This window comes from Actinacidiphila yanglinensis (assembly GCF_900107965.1).
Taxonomy (GTDB): Bacteria; Actinomycetota; Actinomycetes; order Streptomycetales; family Streptomycetaceae; genus Actinacidiphila; species Actinacidiphila yanglinensis.
The window spans coordinates 44,248-61,975 of sequence record NZ_FNVU01000011.1 but is presented as its reverse complement, the minus strand read 5'-3'; the positions used below and the strand labels follow the sequence as shown (position 1 = coordinate 61,975).

The following is a 17,728-nucleotide window of genomic DNA, read 5'->3' as shown; positions in this document are numbered from 1 at the left end:
GTCCGGGGCCCTCGATGATGCTGCTCACTGGGCGCCTCCCGAGGTGGCGGGGCCGCCCTGGTGGGGGACGCGGGCGGGGTCGTCGGGGCCTGCGGCGGGTGGGTCGTCGGTGTCCCGGCCGGCGACGACCGCGCGCACGGCGTCGATGACGCCGCGGTAGCCGGAGCAGCGGCAGAGGTTGCCGCTGAGTGCCTGGCGGATGTCCAGGTCGGTCGGCTTGTGGTTGCCTTCCAGCAGGTCGTGGACCGTCATCGCCATGCCGGGGATGCAGAAGCCGCACTGCACGGCGCCGCTCTCGGCGAGCGCGCACTGCACGTCGGAGGGGCGGCCGTCGACGGTCAGCCCCTCGACGGTGCGGACCTCGCTGCCGGCCGCGGTCGCCGCGGGCACCAGGCAGGACGCCACCAGCCGCCCGTCGACCTGGACGGAGCAGGCGCCGCACTCCCCTTGCTCGCAGCCGTCCTTGGCGCCGGCCAGGCCGAGCCGCTCGCGCAGCACGTACAGCAGGGACTCGCCGAGCCAGGCGTCGGTGACGGGCCGGTCGGTGCCGTTGACGCGGAGCATGTAGGAGGCGAGCGGGTGCTCGCTGCGGGTCTCCTCGACGGGCGGCAACGGCTCGGCCGCGTCGGGGTCCTGGCCGGCGAGGTCGTCGCCGCCGGAGTCGTCCGGCGCGGCGCCGTCGCCGGTCCGCTCGCCGGATTCGCCCTCGGCGAGGGCGTGTTCGGGCTCACCACCGGCGTCGGGGTCCGCGTCGTCGTGGGCGCCGGTCTCGTAGGCGTCGTAGCCGTCGGCGTCCGCGTCATAACCGTCGGCGTCCGCGTCGTAACCGCCGTCCGGCCGGTCCGCGGTGTCGTCCTGCGCGTGCGGGTCGTCCGGCGGGCCGGGTTCGGCGGACCGGCCCGGGCCGGCGTGCGCGGCGGCGTCGTCGAAGCCGGCGGGTCCGGCGGACCCCTCAGCGGTGGCGGGCTCGTCGAAGGACGGCACGGGGTACGGGCCGTCGTCGGCCGCGCCGGCGTCGTGGCCCGCTGCGGCCGGGCCCGGGGGCGGGCCCTCCGGGTCGTCCACGAGGCCCGACCAGGCCGCGTCGGACGCGGGCGCGTGCGCGGGCAGCCACGGCACGGCGTCGCCGCCCGCGGGGCCGGAGAACGGCATCTCCCACTGGCCGGTGCCGGGGCCGGCGGACGGGTCGGCGCCGGTGCGGGCCTGCTCGGCCGCCGCTTCGGCCGCGGCCCGTGCCTGCGCGGCGGCCGCGGCGCCCTGGCCGAACATGCCGGCGGGGAAGGACTGGGTGGGCGCGGGCGAGGGCGCCTGGTCCCAGGAGGGGGTGAAGTCGCCGAGCGAGTACTCGCCGGACTCGGGCTCGGTCTCCTCCCTTATGACGGGAATCGACCAGCTGGTGACCGGATCCTGCTCCCCGCCACGGCCCCCGGGTCCGTCATCGCCGCCGCCGGACGGGCCGGACGGAGCGTGCTGCCCGTAGTCGTAGGCCGCGGCGCCGTCCTGCCCGTGGCCCTGCCCGTACAGCGGCAGGCCGGCCGGGTAGCCGCCCTCCTCACCGGGCCGACCGGGCCAGCCGGTGCCGGCCGGGCCGTGGGCGCCGAGCGGATCCTCACCCGGGAGCGGCTCGGGCGGCAACTGCGCGGCGAAGGAGACGTGCATGGTCTGGTCGGGGTCGTAGTCCCCGCCGCCCGGCACCGGCTGCCAGGCCCCGGCCGTGCCGGGGGCGCGCCCGTCCTGCGGGTCCCGCTCGTTCGGCTGCTGGTCGGTCATGCCAGGGCCCTCCCGAGCGCTCGGCGGGACAGTGCGGCCACGGTGCGACGCAACTGGACCGCGGCGGGCGGCAGTTCGACGCCGGGCTGGTCGGGGATGCAGGCGGCGGCGACATACTCCCCGAAGGCGGTGCACGCCTCGGGAGCGAGGGTGCGCTCGCCGTCCCAGTCGATCAGGCCGGCCACCCACTGCTCGGCCTCCAGCGGCCGCAGCGGCACCGGCGCGACGGCGCCGACCGAGCAGCGCACCTGGCGCCGGGCGGGGTCGACGACGAGGGCGACGGACGCGACGGCCCGGCCGGGGCCGGTGCGGCCGGTGGCCTTGAGGAAGGTCTGCGGGGCGTGCAGCAGCGGGATGCGCACGAAGGCGAGCAGCTCGCCCGGGCGCAGCGGGTCCATGCCGGTGAGCAGGTGGCTGACCGGGAGTTCGCGGTCGCCGTCCGGCCCGGCGAGGATCACGCTCGCCTCCAGCGCGGCCAGCACCGGCAGCGCGTCGCCGGTCGGCGCGGCGCTGGCGATGTTGCCGCCGAGGGTGCCCGCGTTGCGGATCTGCGGGGGTCCGGCGGAGCGGGCGGCGGCGGCCAGGGCGGGGATCAGGGCGGCGAAGTCGGGGCGTCCCATGCGGGCGTGGGTCAGGCCCGCGCCGAGCAGGGCGGCCCCGTCGGCGTACTGCCAGCCGCGGATCTCGCTGATCCGGCCGAGGCCGACGAGCGCGGCCGGGCGCAGCAGCCCGGAGTTGACCGACGCCATGAGGTCGGTGCCCCCGGCGACGGGCACGGCACTGGGCATGTCGGCCAGCGCGGCCACCGCCTCGTCGAGCGAGGACGGCAGCGTGACGTTCGCCGCCTCCTGCCGTGCATACGTGCTCACGCCGCTGCCCCTTCCCGGCCTACCTCCGTCACGCGGTAGCCGTACCGTACGTGCTGACAGCCCGGACGTGGCAACTCTGGCACATGTTCCGGGGCGCCTGACGCGAGGGTCCACGAAGTACCGATCCGCCCCTCACGGGGTCGATCGTACGACTCGGCGCCGATCGGGCCATGTGCCGGAATTGCCGCCTTTCACGGGAGTTGGGGCGATACGGGCGGCGGGTTTCTGGCCGTCAGGGCGCCGTCGCGCCGCGGGTCGTACCCGCGGCGCCGGCCGCCGGTCACCTGATCGGGGGTGAACCGGGCCTCGGGCGGCCGAGGACGCCGGGGCGGCGCTGCCAGGGCAGCGGGCCGCCGGGCGGCCGGTACTCCACGCCGAGGGCGTCCAGGCGGGCGTAGTGGCTGCGCATCCGGGCCTCGAAGCCGGGCCAGTCGCGTTCCTCCGGGGCACCCAGCGCGGACCAGGCGACCTCGGCGAAGGCGGCCAGCCGCGGGAAGACCATGTAGTCGACCGCACGGACCGAGTCGAGCACCTCGGTCCAGACGTTGGCCTGGGTGCCGATGACGTGCGCGGCCTCCTCCGGCGTCAACTCCGCGGGCACCGGCTCGAACCGGTAGACGTCCTCCAGGGTGCGGACGTAGGAGATGGGCACCGGCTCGTCGGGCGAGTCGGACTGCCGCCAGTCGAGGTAGACATGGCTCTCCGGGCACATCACGACGTCGTGCCCGGCCCGCGCGGCGGTGATCCCGCCCTGGTACCCGCGCCAGGAGGAGACCGCGGCGTGCTCGGCGATCCCGCCCTGCAGGATCTCGTCCCAGCCGATCAGCCGGCGGCCCCGGTCGGCGAGCCAGCGGTCGAAGTGGCCGATCAGCCGGCTCTGGAGCTCGTCCGCGTCCTTCAGGTCGAGCGCGACCATCCGGTCCTTCGCGAGGGGCGATGCCTCCCACTGCTCCTTGGGGCACTCGTCGCCCCCGATGTGGAAGAAGGTGCCGGGGAACAGCTCCAGCAGTTCGGTGAACACCTCCTCGTAGAAGCGCAGGACGTCCTCGGTGGGAGCGAGCACGTTGGGGTTGACGCCCCAACTGGTGAGCACCCCCAGGGCGGCGGTGTCGATCACGTCGGCGTTGCCGAGTTCGGGGTAGGCGGCGATGGCGGCCTGCGAGTGGCCGGGGATGTCGATCTCGGGGACGACGGTGATGTGCCGGGCGGCCGCGTACGCGACGATCTCGCGGATGTCGTCCTGGGTGTAGTAGCCGCCGTGCGGGCGCTCGTCCCACAGCGGGGACTCGCGCAGTCCGACCTTCGTCCGCTCGCGCCAGGCGCCGACCTCGGTGAGGCGGGGGTGGCGGCGGATCTGCACCCGCCAGCCCTGGTCGTCGGTGAGGTGCAGGTGCAGCACGTTGAGCTTGTGCGCGGCCATCAGGTCGAGGTAGCGCAGGACCCCGTCCTTGGGCATGAAGTGCCGCGCCACGTCCAGCATGAAGCCGCGCCAGCCGAAGCGGGGGGCGTCGCTGAGGTGGCAGGCCGGCAGGGTCCACTCGCGGGCGCCCAGCGGGGCGCGGCGGAAGGCGTCGGGCCCGAGCAGCTGGCGGAGCGTCTGGGCGCCCCAGAAGACGCCCGCCGGGCCCGCGCCGGTGATCCGCACGCCGCCCACCGGGTCCACGGTGATGCGGTAGCCCTCCGGGCCGCCCGGCACCGTCTCGTCCACGGCCAGCCGCACCACGCCGCCCCCCGCGGAGTGGTCCCCCGCGGTGAACGGCAGCCCCGTCGCCGCGCCCACGGTGTCCCGCAGCCAGCGCGCGGCCACCTCGGTGCCCGGGCCGGCCGAGAGGACCGTCTCCGGCCGCAGCGAGAAGACTTCGTGGTCGGCGGCGTACGTCGTGGTGTGGCTCGGGAGGGGGATGAGGTCCATGGGGCCATCCTGCAATACGGCTCCCCGATTGGCATAGACCAATACGAGGGCCGGTTCCCGCCGCCCCGCCGGATCCCTCCCGGTCGAACGGTTCCCCCGCGACCGGGCGCTGCCAGGCCCTAGAGAGCGCGGCGGCGCAGTACCTGGAGGCGTCCGGACAGGACGGCCGCGGCGAGCCACCCGCCGATCGTCCAGACGACGTGCGCGAGGGCCACCGACGCCCAGGTGCCGGTGGAGACCCGGCCGCGGACGGCCACCGCGAGCGTGCCCCCGATCAGGAGCCCCGTCGCGGTGAGTTGCAGCCGGACCAGTCCGGCGTGCCGCAGGATGCGGCGGGCGAACATCTCGCCGTACCACCAGGGCACGGCGACGAGCAGCGCGCTCACCGCGGTCAGCCCCGCGGCGGCGAGCAGGGCGGCGGCCCACAGCGGCCAGGGCGCGCCGCGCCACGCCCGGTCGGCGACGAGCCCGGTGGTGAGCAGCGCGGGCAGCGGCAGCACCGCCGCGATGTGCACGGCGGCGATCCGCCACAGCCACGCGTCGCCGACCATCTCGGTGCGGGTGGTCGCCCGCACCCCTCGCAGCCGGCTGCGGGTGCTCACCCCGGAGCGCCGGGAACTCATGGTGACCAGCACCCCGATCAGCGCGAAGGTGACCCCGAACACGATCCCCGCGGCGACCAGCTCCCAGGCCCCGCCGGTCTCGATCCGGTACAGCTGCACCCCGAGCAGGACGGCCAGGCCCATGCCGCCCAGCACGGCGCCGCCGCGCGGCACCACGAGCTGGCCGGGCGCGGCTCCGAGCATGAGGGCACGCTCGGCCGCCGCACGGTGCTCCGCGCGGTTGCGGCGCGGTATCCGTCCGAACACGCCGCGGCCCGCGGACAGCGAGCGGGCGAGCGCGACCTGCGCCTCCGCCTCCTGCGGGGCGAGCGCCACCGCGCGGCGGGCCGCGGCGATCGCGTCGGGGATCCGGCCGAGCCGCCGGTAGACGTCCGACAGCAGCACCGACGGCTCCCAGCCGTCGGGATCCGCGCCGGTCGCGCGCAGCGCCACGGTGAGTGCGGCGTGCGCCTCGTCCAGCGACAGCAGCACCACCCCGGCGAGCACGAAGACGTCGCCGGCCTCGGCGGACGAGGCGATGGCCAGCGCCCAGTCGACGGCCTCGCGGGCGTCGGCGGGGCGCTGCTCCTGGGCGAGCACCCAGGCCCGCAGCAGGTAGCCGGCGCTGCCGTTGCGCTCGACGAAGGCGTCACTGATCAGCGCGTGCGCCTCGGCGAACCGGCCCTGGCCGACCAGCGAGTGCACCCGCTCACCGCTGTTCGCGTCGTCGTCCGGCGCGTCCGCCGCACCGAACGCGCCGCCCTCAGGCGTTGCCGCCCCTTCCGGACTTGCCGGAGCCGGACTTGTCGTTGCCGCCGCCGGCGGGCATGCCCTCGTAGATCTCCTTGCACATCGGGCAGACCGGGTACTTCTTCGGGTCGCGCCCGGGGACCCAGACCTTGCCGCACAGGGCGACGACGGGCGTGCCTTCCAGCGCGCTCGCCATGATCTTGTCCTTCTGGACGTAGTGCGCGTAGCGCTCGTGGTCGCCGTCACCATGGGAGAGCTGCGGAGTCGGCTCGACCAGTGTGCCGGTGCCCGCCCCGCGCTCGGGCTCAAGAGTGCTCATAAGCGTCAAGCCTAATTGAGAGACGGATCGTCGGGATACGTGGCCACCATGGCGAGCTTGCCCCGCTGGCGGCGCAGCACCGCGCGCCACATCCGCTCCGGCGCGGGCGAGGACACGTCGCCGGGCTCGGACTCGACCACGTACCAGGCGCCGTCGGCGAGCTCCTTCTCCAGCTGGCCGGGTCCCCAGCCGGAGTATCCGGCGAAGATCCGCAGCGAGCCGAGCTCGGCGGCCAGCAGTTCCGGCGGCGCCTCCAGGTCGATCAGGCCGATCGCGCCGTGCACCCGCCGCCAGCCCAGCAGCGCCTCGTCGCCGAGGTCACCGGGCTCGCCGGGCACGACGGCCAGCCCGAGCGCGGAGTCCAGCGAGACCGGGCCGCCCTGGAAGACCACCGGCGGGGCGACCGCGAGGGCCGCCCACGGCTCCAGGACGTCGCCCACGCCGACCGGCGTCGGCCGGTTCAGGACGACACCGAGCGACCCCTCCGCGTCGTGGTCGAGGAGGAGGACCACCGCCCGTTCGAAGTTGGGGTCCGCGAGTTTCGGCGTGGCCACCAGGAGTCGTCCGGTGAGCGAGGACACCTCGGTCATGCTGCACATGATCCCCCAAGGACCGCCCGTTCGGAGGGTCAACGACGGGGTAGGCGGACCCGTCAAGCGCATTACCATTTCTTCTTGGTTCCCGCGCGGCGGCGACAACACCGCGGCCGCGCACCGCCGAAGTCCGTACGTCTTCTCCCAAGATCGCGAGATCCATGACCGACATCGCCGATGTGCTGCTTGTCCATGGTGGGACCCCTCTGGAGGGCGAGATCCGGGTCAGGGGTGCGAAGAACCTCGTGCCCAAGGCCATGGTGGCCGCTCTGCTCGGCAGCGAACCGAGCCGGCTGCTGGGGGTGCCCGAGATCCGGGACGTCCGGGTGGTGCGCGGGCTGCTCCAGCTGCACGGGGTGACCGTGGAGAGCGGCGAGGCACCCGGTGAGCTGGTGCTGGACCCGCGCCGGGTGGAGAGCGCCAACGTGGCCGACATCGACGCGCACGCCGGCTCGTCGCGGATCCCGATCCTGTTCTGCGGCCCGCTGCTGCACCGGCTCGGCCACGCGTTCATCCCGGGCCTGGGCGGCTGCGACATCGGCGGGCGGCCGATCGACTTCCACTTCGACGTGCTGCGCAAGTTCGGCGCGACCATCGAGAAGCGGGCCGACGGCCAGTACCTGGAGGCCCCGCAGCGGCTGCGCGGGTGCCGGATCCGGCTGCCGTACCCGTCGGTGGGCTCCACCGAGCAGGTGCTGCTGACCGCGGTGCTCGCCGAGGGCGTGACGGAACTCACCAACGCCGCGGTCGAGCCGGAGATCGAGGACCTGATCTGCGTCCTGCAGAAGATGGGCGCGATCATCTCGCTGGACACCGACCGCACCATCCGGATCACCGGTGTGGACTCGCTCGGCGGCTACGTCCACCGGGCCATCCCCGACCGGCTGGAGGCGGCCTCCTGGGCGAGCGCGGCGCTGGCCACCGAGGGCGACATCTACGTGCGCGGCGCGCAGCAGCGCTCGATGATGACCTTCCTGAACACCTACCGCCGGGTCGGCGGCGCCTTCGAGATCGACGACGAGGGCATCCGCTTCTGGCACCCGGGCGGCCCGCTGAACGCCATCGCGCTGGAGACCGACGTGCACCCGGGCTTCCAGACCGACTGGCAGCAGCCGCTCGTGGTGGCCCTCACGCAGGCGTCCGGCCTGTCGATCGTGCACGAGACGGTCTACGAGTCCCGGCTGGGCTTCACCGAGGCGCTCAACCAGATGGGCGGCCACATCCAGCTCTACCGCGAGTGCCTGGGCGGCAGCGCCTGCCGGTTCGGGCAGCGCAACTTCCTGCACTCCGCGGTGGTGTCGGGGCCGACCAAGCTCCAGGGCGCCGACCTGGTCATCCCGGACCTGCGCGGCGGCTTCTCGTACCTGATCGCGGCGCTTGCCGCGCAGGGCACCTCGCGGGTGCACGGGATCAGCCTGATCAACCGCGGCTACGAGAACTTCCTGGCCAAGCTGCAGGGGCTGGGCGCCGACATAGAGCTTCCGTCGCTGCCCGGCAGCCCGCCCGCCGCGGTGGCCTGAGGGCAGCGGCCCCGGCGGGCGCCCAGCAGCCCGCACAACGCCGAGGGCGGCCGCCTCCACGTGGAGGCGGCCGCCCTCGGCGTTCCGGTGCTACTGCACCACCGGGCCTACTTCCCCTTGGCGGCTTCCTTGAGCTTGGAACCCGCGGACACCTTCACGCTGTAACCCGCCGGGATCTCAATCGGCTCACCGGTCTGCGGGTTGCGGGCGGTGCGGGCACTGCGGTGGGTGCGCTCGAAGGTCAGGAAGCCGGGAATGGTGACTTTCTCGTCACCCTTGGCCACGATCTCGCCGACGGTCTCGGCGAACGCGGCCAGCACGGCGTCGGCGTCCTTGCGTGTCACCTCGGCGCGGTCGGCCAGCGCGGCCACCAGCTCACTGCGGTTCATATCTGTACTCCCGTGTTCTTGCTGCCATGGGGGCGCGAGCAGAAGCTGTTGCTGTATGCCTCACCGCCCAGGTGTGCATCCTGCCCCCATATATGGGGGGAAAGCCAATCGCCTGCCCGCGCGAGTCGCGGAAAAAGCCCTGGGAGAGGCCAGGCGGCGGCACCCTCGGGCGGGAGGATCACGCGCTGTCGTCAGACGGTCGACGCTGGGAATCCGTTCGCGCGCTCCGGGGCGGCCGCCCTGGCCGCGTCCCGGACCGCGTCCGCGACCGCGCCGGCCACCTTGTCGTTGAAGACGCTCGGCACGATGTAGTTCGGGTTCAGCTCGTCGTCCCCGACCACGGCGGCCAGCGCCCGGGCCGCGGCCAGCATCATCTCGGTGTTCACCGTCCGCGACTGCGCGTCCAGCAGGCCGCGGAAGACCCCGGGGAAGACCAGCACGTTGTTGATCTGGTTCGGGAAGTCGCTGCGGCCGGTGGCGACCACGGCGGCCGTCTCACGGGCGTCCGCGGGGTCCACCTCGGGGTCGGGGTTGGCCAGCGCGAAGACGATGGCGCCGTCGGCCATCCGGGCGATGTCCGAGCCGTCCAGCACGTTCGGCGCCGAGACGCCGATGAACACGTCGGCGCCCACCACCGCCTCCTTGAGGCTGCCGGTGAAGCCCTCGGGGTTGGTGTTGTCCGCGATCCAGCGCAACGCCGTCTGCGGGCCGGCGTCCTTCAGGTCGTCCCGCTGGGCGTGCACCACACCGTGGATGTCGGCGACCACCGCGTGCTTCACCCCGGCCGCCAGCAGCAGCTTGAGGATCGCGGTGCCGGCCGCACCCGCGCCCGACATGACCACCCGCAGGTCACCGATCTGCTTGCCCACGACGCGCAGCGCGTTGGTCAGCGCGGCGAGCACCACGATCGCGGTGCCGTGCTGGTCGTCGTGGAAGACCGGGATGTCCAGCGCCTCGCGCAGCCGCGCCTCGATCTCGAAGCAGCGCGGCGCGGAGATGTCCTCCAGGTTGATGCCCGCGAAGCCCGGCGCGATGGCCTTGACGATCGCCACGATCTCGTCGGTGTCCTGGGTGTCCAGGCACAGCGGCCAGGCGTCGATGCCCGCGAACCGCTTGAACAGCGCCGCCTTGCCCTCCATCACCGGCAACGCGGCCTTCGGCCCGATGTTGCCCAGCCCGAGCACCGCGGAGCCGTCGGTGACCACGGCGACCGAGTTGCGCTTGATGGTCAGCCGGCGGGCGTCCTCGGGGTTCTCGGCGATGGCCATGCAGACCCGGGCCACGCCGGGCGTGTAGACCATGGACAGGTCGTCGCGGTTGCGGATCGGGTGCTTGGACTGCATCTCGATCTTGCCGCCGAGGTGCATCAGGAACGTACGGTCGGAGACCTTGCCGATGGTCACGCCCTCGATCGAGCGGAGCTTGCCCACGATCTCGTCGGCGTGCGCGGTGGAACTGGCCGCGATGGTGACGTCGATGCGCAGCTTCTCGTGGCCCGAGGCGGTCACGTCCAGGCCGGTGACCGACCCTCCCGAGGACTCGACCGCGGTGGTGAGCCGGCCGACCGCGCCCCCGCTGGCGGGGACCTCCAGCCGCACCGTGATCGAGTACGAGACGCTTGGCGCCGTTGCCATGAGGACCTTCTTCCGGTTCCTGCCCGAGGGTTTTCGGTGATCGTCGCACCTACCGGCGGGTATGGGGAAAACCGCCGCTAGGGGTGGAATCGTACTTCCGCGATACGGGATCAAGCCACGCGCGGGGTGCACAGCGACGGAAGAACACATGGCGGGAGGGTGACCGGCAACGAATTCCGGTGGGCGGGAAGAGGTTCGCCGAAGGGTTTGTTAGCCTGGACAAGACACCGGCTCGATCCAAGCCCCCGGGCCCAACCTTAGGCGCTTCGAGCGCCCACTTGCCGCGAGGCGAGCATGGCGGGTCGGTGTCGCAGACGTGACAGAGGCGCCCCCTTCGACGAGAAGGGGGCGCCTCTGTGCGTGCCGGCGCCTCCGTGCCCGCGGGCGCCGAACCGGGCCCGCGGGCAGCCCGGTTCAGTCCGCCCGCAGCAGGTCCGGCACCCCCGCCGCGTTCGGCTGGTCCGCCGGCACCGCCAGCACCGCGAGCCGCTGCGTCGCCCTCGTCAGCGCCACGTACAGCACCCGCAGGCCCGCCGGGGACTCCTCCGCGATCTCCGCGGGGGCGACCACGAGCGTCGCGTCGTACTCCAGCCCCTTGGCCTCCAGGCTGCCCAGCGCCACCACCCGGTCGCCGAGACCGTCCAGCCAACCCCGGGCCTGCGCGCGCCGGTTCATCGCCACCACGACCCCGACGGTGCCGTCCACCTCGCCCAGCAACCGCTCCGCGGCGGCCCGCACGTCGGCGCCGAGGTCGTCACCCGCCACCTCGAAGCGCGGCGGGATCCCGGTGGAGCGCACCGCCCGCGGCGAGGTGCTGCCGGGCATGGCCAGGGCCAGTACCGTCGTGGCGACCCCGGCGATCTCCGCGGGATTGCGGTAGTTGACGGTGAGGGTGAAGCTGCGCCGCGGGCGGGTGCCCAGCGCCTCGTCCCGCGCGCGGGCGGCCTCGTCGACGTCCGTCCACGAGCTCTGCGCCGGGTCCCCGACGATCGTCCAGGTCGCGGTCCGGCCACGCCGGCCGACCATCCGCCACTGCATCGGCGTGAGGTCCTGCGCCTCGTCCACGATCACGTGCGCGTACTCGATGCGCTCCCGGGCCAGCCGCTCCGCCCGCTCCCTGCGGGACTCCCCGGCGGCCTCCGGCATCAGCTCCTCCAGCCCGGTGAGCTGGTCGAGCGGGTCGACCTCGCGGGACCTCTCCCGGGGCGGCGAGCCGAGCAGCGTGTCCAGCTCGTCGAGCAGCGCCACGTCGTGCACGGACGTGCCGGCACGCCGCAGCGAGCGGGCCACCCGCCGCACCTCCGGCGGGCTCAGCACCCGGCGGGCCCAGCGCGCCAGCCGCTTGTCGTCGGCGAGCGCGGCCAGCACCCTGGCCGGCTCCAGCACCGGCCACCAGGCGTCGAGGAACTCGATGAAGTCCGGCTCGGTGGTGATGTCCTCGTCGAACCCCTGGCGCTCCTGCGCGGCGAGGTCGGCGTCCTCGAACCGGCGGCCGCTCTTGCGCCACAGCGCGTCCAGCAGCAGCCGCCTGGCCCGCGGGCGCAGCAGGTTGACCGGCGTGGTCCCGCTCAGCGCCTGCTGGCGCACCGTGTTCAGCTCGTGTGCCTCCAGCTCGATCCGGCGGCCGAACGCCACCACGCGCAGCCGCGCGGACCGCCCGCCCGGACCGGACTCCGGCGGCAGGTCCAGGCTGCCGCGGGCCGCGTTGCGCAGCACCTTCAGCATCCGCAGCGACCCCTTGATCCGGGCCACGGCCGGGTCGTCGTACAGATCGGCCGTGACGCCGTCGACCAGCGAGCCGACCGCGCGGATCGCCACCTGGCCCTCCTCGCCCAGCGACGGCAGGACGCCCTCGGTGTACGCCACCAGCAGCGGGGTGGGGCTCACGCACAGGATCCCGCCCGAGTAGCGGCGCCGGTCCTGGTAGAGCAGGTAGGCCGCCCGGTGCAGGGCCACCGCGGTCTTCCCGGTGCCCGGCCCGCCGGACACCTCGGTGACCGACGCGGCGGGGGCCCGGATCACCAGGTCCTGCTCGGCCTGGATGCTGGAGACGATGTCGCGCATGCTGTGGGTGCGCGCCTGGCCGAGCGCGGCCATCAGGGCGCCGTCGCCGACCACCGGCAGACCCGTGGACAGCTCCGGGCGCAGCAGGTCGTCCTCGACGCCCAGCACCCGGCGGCCCTTGGACCGGATCACCCTTCGGCGCACCACCCGGCCGGGGGCGACCGGCGTGGAACGGTAGAAGGGCGCGGCGGCCGGCGCCCGCCAGTCGATCACCAGCGGGGCGTACTCCGCGTCCAGTACGCCGATCCGGCCGATGTGCAGCGTCTCGGCGACGTCCGCGCCGCCGTCGGCGCGCACCGCGTCGTCGGCGGGCTCGATCGACGTGTACGCCCCGTCCGCGCCCTTCTTGCCGTCCTTGCCGCGCAGCAGGTCGATCCGGCCGAACAGGAAGTCCTCGAACTCGCTGTTGAGGCGGTTGAGGTGGATGCCCGCGCGGAAGACCTGCGCGTCCCGCTCCGCGAGGGCGCCGGGCGTGCCGACGTGGCCGCGCTGCGCGGCGTCGCTCATCAGGAACTCCGCCTCGTGGATCTTCTCCTCCAGGCGGTTGTACACCCGGTCCAGGTGCGCCTGCTCGGCGGCGATCTCCTGGTCCCGGACCCCCGGTGCTGTGGTCTGCGCGGCCACGCAGGACCCCCTTCTGCTGTGCTACGCCCCGTGCGCATCCGTGCGTGGGACAGCCTGCAACCGTACGCGACCTGCGCGCCCGTGCCCACCCGGGCACGCGCCCTCGGCCGAGCCGGGGCGCGGGCGTCCGCCGAGCGGGTCAGCCCTGGCCGGCGGTGAGGGTGGTGCGGCGGCGGTGGCGGGCGACCCGTTCCCGGTTGCCGCACAGCTCGCTGCTGCACCAGCGGCGGCGCCGTCCCCGCGAGGTGTCGAGGTAGACGCGCGCGCAGCGCTCGCCCTCGCAGCGGCGCAGCCGGTCCCGGGCGTCCGGGTCCGTGAGGAGGTCCACGGCGTCGCGCGCCACCGCGGACGCCAGCGACTCCCAGGTGGGGGGCGCGGCGAGCCGCTTCGACAGGGTCACCGCCCAGGCCGGGTCCGCGTGCGCGCCCGCCGGCGCCTGGGGGTGCACCGCCGGCACCGCCGCGGGCGCGGGGGGTGCGGGGCGCGCGAAACGGTTGAGCGCGGCGACGTCATCCGGCGAGGCGACGACGCCGTCGACCTCGCAGGCGACCAACCTCCTCAGCAGGCCGCGCAGTTCATGGAAGTGCGGCAGCCACTCGCTCTCCACCGGTATGGCGGTCGCCGGCGGGACCAGGCCCGCGCCGTACAACCACCGGGTGAGTTCCGCGGTGTCCCGGAGTTCCTCCGACACCGCCTGCCCGTACTCGTCCGTAGCCGCCAGATCCAGACACACCCGGCCCCCGTCAAAGCGCATCCACCGCACCTCCCACCCCAGGGTGCCCCAGCCTTCACCCGGGAGGTAGCCCCCGCGAGTGGCTTCGCCGATTCAGCCGCCACGGTGCGCTTGCCTTCGGGGTGCCCTGCACGGCATCCCGCCGCGACGGTTGCGGTCCGCTCCCGGCTTCCACCCGGTGGCCTGCTGAGCGCGCAGTTCCCCGCGCCCCTGTTGGTGACCCTCCTTCCGCGGAGGAGCCGCACCCCTTGGTGGTGACCCTCCTTCCGCGGAGGAGCCGCACGTACCAGGGGCGCGGGGAACCGCGCGACAAGCCCACCACCGGCAGGTGGTCCCGGGGCCGGGGGACGGGCTAGGCGGGGGGGTCCAGCGCCAACCGATACCCGCGCTTGACGACCGTCTGGACCAGGCGCGGCTCGCCCAGGGCCGTACGGAGGCGAGCCATCGCGGTCTCCACGGCATGCTCGTCCCGCCCGGACCCGGGCAGCACCCGCAGCAGGTCACCGCGTCCGACCACCCACCCCGGGCGGCGGGCGAGAGCCCTGAGCAGCGCCATCCCGGCCGGCGGCACCGGCCGCAGCACCCCGTCGACCACCGCCGCGTGGCCGCGGACCTCGACGCGGTGCCCGGCCACGGTCAACTGCCGGACCCGCTGCGGCAACTCCCTCGCCAGCACCTGCACCAGCGGCCCGAGCCGGAACCGCTCGGGCTGCCGAGTCGGCACGTCCCGCTCCTGGAGCGCCAGCGCCGTCACCGGGCCGACGCAGGCCGCGAGCACGTCCTCGCGGAAGGCGGCCAGCAGGTCGTCGAGGCGCCCGCGCCGCTCCGCGCGCTTCAGCAGCGACGCGACCGCGGGCGCGGAGGTGAAGGTCACCGCCTCCAGCCCGCGCGCGTACACCGCGTCGAGCAACCGGTCGACCGGCCCCAGGTCCTCCGGCGGCATCCACCGGTAGACCGGCACCGCCACCACCCGCGCACCGGCCTTCCGCAGCGCCTCGCCGAATCCGGCCGACGGCTCGCCGTGCAGCTGGACGGCGACGCAGCGCCCCTCGACGCCTTCCGCCAGCAGCCGCTCCAGCACCTCGGCCATCGACTCCGACGCCGGGGACCACGCCTCGGTGAGCCCGGCCGCGCGGACCGCGCCGCGCACCTTCGGCCCGCGGGCGAGGAGTTCGGTCTCGCCGAGCCGCCGCAGCAGCGCCTCGCCGAGCCCCCACCCGTCGGCCGCCTCGATCCAGCCGCGGAAGCCGATCGCCGTGGTGGCGACGACCACGTCCGGCGCGTCGTCCAGCAACCGCCGGGTGGTCGCCAGGAGTTCCGCGTCGTCGGACAGCGGCACGATCCGCAGCGACGGTGCCCGCATCACCACCGCGCCGCGCCGCTCCAGCAGCGCGGCCAGTTCGTCGGCGCGGCGGGCCGCGGTGACCCCGACGGTGAACCCGGCGAGCGGCGGCACCCCGCCGGCCGTCCCGTTCGGTCCGGAGTGCGCTTCCATGGCTGACCCACCTCGCTGACGTACCGGCCCGCCGCGAGACCGCGGCACGCTGCCCGGCGCCACCCCGCGCCCAGGATGCTCATCGTCCCAAGCCGGGGTGACGGGTTCGGTTCGCCCGGATTTCCCGGGTGTTACGCGCGGCGACGCCCGCCGGATGCCGCTCAGACCTCCGCGTACGCCTCGGCGGCCTCGGGCGCGGCCTGTTCCCCGCCGCTCCCGGCCCCGCCGCCCGCCCTGGCCGGCCGGCGCAGGTATACGGCCCAGGTGAGCACGAAGCACAGTGCGTAGTAGCCGAGGAACGCGACGAACGCGGGGGTGCCGCTGCCCGCGTTCAGGAACGCCTCCCGGAACGCGAGGTTGATACCGACCCCGCCGAGTGCCCCGACCGCGCCGATCAGCCCCATGGACGCGCCGGACAGCCGCCGCGCGTGCGCCGCGGCCGCCTCGCCGGTGAGCCCCCGTGCCTCGGCCTTCTTCTGGAAGATCCCGGGGATCATCTTGAACGCGGCGCCGTTGCCGAGCCCGCTGAAGGCGAACAGCGCGATGAAACCGACCAGGAACGTGCCGAGCGACCTCTCCTGGGAGGCGGCCACCACCAGGCCGGTGGCCGCCGCCATCGCGAGGAAGTTCCACCAGGTGATCCGCCCGCCGCCGAACCGGTCGGCCAGCCGCCCTCCGACCGGGCGGACCAGCGAGCCGAGCAGCGGACCGATGAAGGTGAGGTCGGCGGCCTGCAGCGGGGTGCGCCCGAACTGGTTCTGGAGCACCAGCCCGAAAGCGAAGCTGTAGCCGATGAACGACCCGAAGGTGCCCACGTACAGCACCGACATGATCCACGTGTGCGGGTCGCGGGCGGCGTCCAGCGCGGCGCCGGTGTCGTTGCGTACCGGCGCGAGGTTGTCCATGAACAGCGCGGCGAGCACGGCCGCGACCACGATCAGCGGGATGTAGACCGCCAGCACCAGCCGGGGGTGGGTCGCGCCCGCGGTGCCGATGACCAGCAGCGCGACGAGCTGGATCGCGGCCACCCCGAGGTTGCCGCCACCCGCGTTCAGCCCGAGCGCCCAGCCCTTCTCCCGCAGCGGGTAGAAGGAGTTGATGTTCGTCATCGAGGACGCGAAGTTCCCGCCGCCGACCCCGGTGACCGCGGCCACCACCATCAGCGTGGTGTAGGACACCCCGGGCCGGACGACGCACGCCGCGGTGACGGTGGGCGCGAGCAGCAACAGCGCGCTGACCACCGTCCAGTTGCGGCCGCCGAACAGCGCGACGGCGAAGGTGTAGGGGACCCGCAGCACCCCGCCGACCAGCGTCGGCATCGCCACCAGGAAGAACTTCCCGGCCGGGTCGATGCCGTAGCCCGGCCCCATGAACAGCACCATCACCGACCACAGGCTCCACACCGAGAACCCGATGTGCTCCGACAGCACGGAGAACACCAGGTTCCGCCGAGCGATCCGCCGTCCCCCGCCCTCGTACCAGAACCCCTCGTCCTCCGGGTCCCATGTCTCGATCCACCGCCGCATCACGCCGCCTCCCGCCGTCGCCGCCCTCGTTGACGGTCCCGACCGTAGGAACGCCGGGTTTCGGACTGCCCGATACGGCGTGACGCACGCGCAACCAGGCACTCACCCGGGCGACATGCGGCATGTGAGCCTGCCGTTCGCCGGAAGGCTTTCCGGCAGACACCCGGACACGGCAGAATCGACCGTCATGGTGACCACCGCGACCGAACAGCCGGAGCAGGCCGGCCCGGCGAAGCTCGCCGTCAGGTTCCTGCTCGGTGCCGTACTCAGCGCGGCGGTGGCGTGCTTCGTCGTCGGCGCCGTCGTCGCGAAGTGGTCGGTGATCGGCATCGGCGGCGCCCTGGTCGTCGCGACCTATGTGGTCGCGGTCATCAGGGAGTTGCGCAACGGCACCGCCGGGCCCCGGGACCGCACGCCGGACCCGGTCACGCTGACCGCGCTGGCACGGATCGAGAGCCGCCGGGCCATCGGGGGCGACACCGGCGACGTGCCGGTCGAGTTCGACCTCACCGTGCAGCCCGAGGACGGCCCCGCCCACCGCGTGACGTTCTCGCAGGGCATCAACCTGGTCGACATCCCCGACTACCGGCCGGGGCGGGTGGTGGTGGTCGAGTACCGCTCCGACCAGCTGTGGCGGCCCCGGATCGTCGCCGACCCGGCGCCCGAGTGGGCCGAGCGGGCGGGCGCCGCCGCCCTCGACACCGCGCCGGAGTCCACCCGCGTCGCCGGTCCGGACCTGGGCCTCGCCTCCTGCGCGGTGGTCCTCGCGGGGATCGCGATCGGCGCGGCGGTCGTCGTGCTGGTCTTCCGCGCCGACCTGTTCTGACCCTGCTCCGGCCCTGCTCCGAAGGGGGGTCCGACGCCGCCCCGGCCCCGTTCGAACGGGTCCGACGCCGCCCCGGAAACGACGAAGGCGACCCCGCCCGCT

At 74.3% G+C, this 17,728-nt stretch carries 14 protein-coding genes; 2 read left to right on the top strand and 12 right to left on the bottom strand.

From position 1 onward, the window contains the following. Nucleotides 1-24: 24 nt before the first annotated feature. The 6 genes from C4U44_RS24230 to C4U44_RS24205 all read right to left on the bottom strand — a co-directional run bounded on the left by C4U44_RS24230 (nucleotide 25) and on the right by C4U44_RS24205 (nucleotide 6,821). Complete coding sequence (locus C4U44_RS24230; protein ID WP_103888109.1) at nucleotides 25-1,770, bottom strand: (2Fe-2S)-binding protein; 1,746 nt, start codon at nucleotides 1,768-1,770, stop codon at nucleotides 25-27. Next, the gene (locus tag C4U44_RS24225) at nucleotides 1,767-2,639 is read right to left on the bottom strand and encodes an FAD binding domain-containing protein (protein ID WP_103888108.1); all 873 of its coding nucleotides are present in this window, start codon (nucleotides 2,637-2,639) and stop codon (nucleotides 1,767-1,769) included. The genes C4U44_RS24230 and C4U44_RS24225 overlap by 4 nt, the downstream gene beginning before the upstream one ends. Nucleotides 2,640-2,919: 280 nt before the next feature. Next, nucleotides 2,920-4,551 (bottom strand): beta-N-acetylhexosaminidase, encoded by a 1,632-nt coding sequence (locus C4U44_RS24220; RefSeq protein ID WP_103888107.1) that lies wholly within the window; start codon nucleotides 4,549-4,551, stop codon nucleotides 2,920-2,922. A 119-nt stretch (nucleotides 4,552-4,670) separates the two neighbouring features. Then, nucleotides 4,671-5,858 (bottom strand): tetratricopeptide repeat protein, encoded by a 1,188-nt coding sequence (locus C4U44_RS24215; RefSeq protein WP_103888106.1) that lies wholly within the window; start codon nucleotides 5,856-5,858, stop codon nucleotides 4,671-4,673. Between the two features lie 58 nt (nucleotides 5,859-5,916). Then, nucleotides 5,917-6,222 (bottom strand): DUF3039 domain-containing protein, encoded by a 306-nt coding sequence (locus C4U44_RS24210; RefSeq protein WP_103888105.1) that lies wholly within the window; start codon nucleotides 6,220-6,222, stop codon nucleotides 5,917-5,919. Between the two features lie 11 nt (nucleotides 6,223-6,233). After that, a complete protein-coding gene (locus tag C4U44_RS24205; RefSeq protein ID WP_103888104.1) occupies nucleotides 6,234-6,821 on the bottom strand; it encodes a YqgE/AlgH family protein in 588 nt (195 codons plus the stop codon). 155 nt (nucleotides 6,822-6,976) lie between these two features. Here C4U44_RS24205 and murA point away from each other — a divergent pair, with 155 nt between their 5' ends. Further along, nucleotides 6,977-8,335 carry a UDP-N-acetylglucosamine 1-carboxyvinyltransferase gene (murA, locus tag C4U44_RS24200; RefSeq protein ID WP_103888103.1) on the top strand — a complete coding sequence of 453 codons (1,359 nt, stop codon included), beginning with the start codon at nucleotides 6,977-6,979 and terminating at the stop codon, nucleotides 8,333-8,335. Nucleotides 8,336-8,442: 107 nt separating this feature from the next. Here the strand turns inward: murA and C4U44_RS24195 are convergent, their stop codons facing one another. The 6 genes from C4U44_RS24195 to C4U44_RS24170 form a co-directional block, all read right to left on the bottom strand. Next, nucleotides 8,443-8,724, bottom strand: coding sequence for an HU family DNA-binding protein (locus C4U44_RS24195; protein ID WP_103888102.1), 282 nt, complete (start codon nucleotides 8,722-8,724; stop codon nucleotides 8,443-8,445). Nucleotides 8,725-8,915: 191 nt separating this feature from the next. Beyond that, nucleotides 8,916-10,358: an NAD-dependent malic enzyme gene (locus tag C4U44_RS24190; RefSeq protein ID WP_103888101.1), complete on the bottom strand. Its 1,443-nt coding sequence runs from the start codon at nucleotides 10,356-10,358 to the stop codon at nucleotides 8,916-8,918. Nucleotides 10,359-10,772: 414 nt separating this feature from the next. Further along, complete coding sequence (locus C4U44_RS24185; RefSeq protein ID WP_103888100.1) at nucleotides 10,773-13,046, bottom strand: HelD family protein; 2,274 nt, start codon at nucleotides 13,044-13,046, stop codon at nucleotides 10,773-10,775. Nucleotides 13,047-13,185: 139 nt separating this feature from the next. After that, nucleotides 13,186-13,800, bottom strand: a complete 615-nt coding sequence (locus C4U44_RS24180; protein ID WP_103888099.1) for a CGNR zinc finger domain-containing protein — start codon at nucleotides 13,798-13,800, stop codon at nucleotides 13,186-13,188. A gap of 331 nt (nucleotides 13,801-14,131) precedes the next feature. Beyond that, on the bottom strand, nucleotides 14,132-15,274 hold the full coding sequence (locus tag C4U44_RS24175; protein ID WP_103888098.1) for a uroporphyrinogen-III synthase: 1,143 nt from the start codon (nucleotides 15,272-15,274) through the stop codon (nucleotides 14,132-14,134). 161 nt (nucleotides 15,275-15,435) lie between these two features. Beyond that, a complete protein-coding gene (locus C4U44_RS24170) occupies nucleotides 15,436-16,800 on the bottom strand; it encodes a nitrate/nitrite transporter (RefSeq protein ID WP_200823380.1) in 1,365 nt (454 codons plus the stop codon). Nucleotides 16,801-16,987: 187 nt separating this feature from the next. Here C4U44_RS24170 and C4U44_RS24165 point away from each other — a divergent pair, with 187 nt between their 5' ends. Beyond that, the gene (locus C4U44_RS24165; protein WP_103888096.1) at nucleotides 16,988-17,626 is read left to right on the top strand and encodes a hypothetical protein; all 639 of its coding nucleotides are present in this window, start codon (nucleotides 16,988-16,990) and stop codon (nucleotides 17,624-17,626) included. The last annotated feature ends 102 nt before the right edge of the window (nucleotides 17,627-17,728 follow it).

What these genes read in the sequence shown, in the direction of transcription:
- C4U44_RS24230 (WP_103888109.1), bottom strand. Translation starts at nt 1,770, where the DNA reads ATGACCGACCAGCAGCCGAACGAGCGGGACCCGCAGGACGGGCGCGCC.
- C4U44_RS24220 (WP_103888107.1), bottom strand. Translation starts at nt 4,551, where the DNA reads ATGGACCTCATCCCCCTCCCGAGCCACACCACGACGTACGCCGCCGAC.
- C4U44_RS24210 (WP_103888105.1), bottom strand. Translation starts at nt 6,222, where the DNA reads ATGAGCACTCTTGAGCCCGAGCGCGGGGCGGGCACCGGCACACTGGTC.
- C4U44_RS24205 (WP_103888104.1), bottom strand. Translation starts at nt 6,821, where the DNA reads ATGTGCAGCATGACCGAGGTGTCCTCGCTCACCGGACGACTCCTGGTG.
- murA (WP_103888103.1), top strand. Translation starts at nt 6,977, where the DNA reads ATGACCGACATCGCCGATGTGCTGCTTGTCCATGGTGGGACCCCTCTG.
- C4U44_RS24195 (WP_103888102.1), bottom strand. Translation starts at nt 8,724, where the DNA reads ATGAACCGCAGTGAGCTGGTGGCCGCGCTGGCCGACCGCGCCGAGGTG.
- C4U44_RS24190 (WP_103888101.1), bottom strand. Translation starts at nt 10,358, where the DNA reads ATGGCAACGGCGCCAAGCGTCTCGTACTCGATCACGGTGCGGCTGGAG.
- C4U44_RS24180 (WP_103888099.1), bottom strand. Translation starts at nt 13,800, where the DNA reads ATGCGCTTTGACGGGGGCCGGGTGTGTCTGGATCTGGCGGCTACGGAC.
- C4U44_RS24175 (WP_103888098.1), bottom strand. Translation starts at nt 15,274, where the DNA reads ATGGAAGCGCACTCCGGACCGAACGGGACGGCCGGCGGGGTGCCGCCG.
- C4U44_RS24170 (WP_200823380.1), bottom strand. Translation starts at nt 16,800, where the DNA reads ATGCGGCGGTGGATCGAGACATGGGACCCGGAGGACGAGGGGTTCTGG.
- C4U44_RS24165 (WP_103888096.1), top strand. Translation starts at nt 16,988, where the DNA reads ATGGTGACCACCGCGACCGAACAGCCGGAGCAGGCCGGCCCGGCGAAG.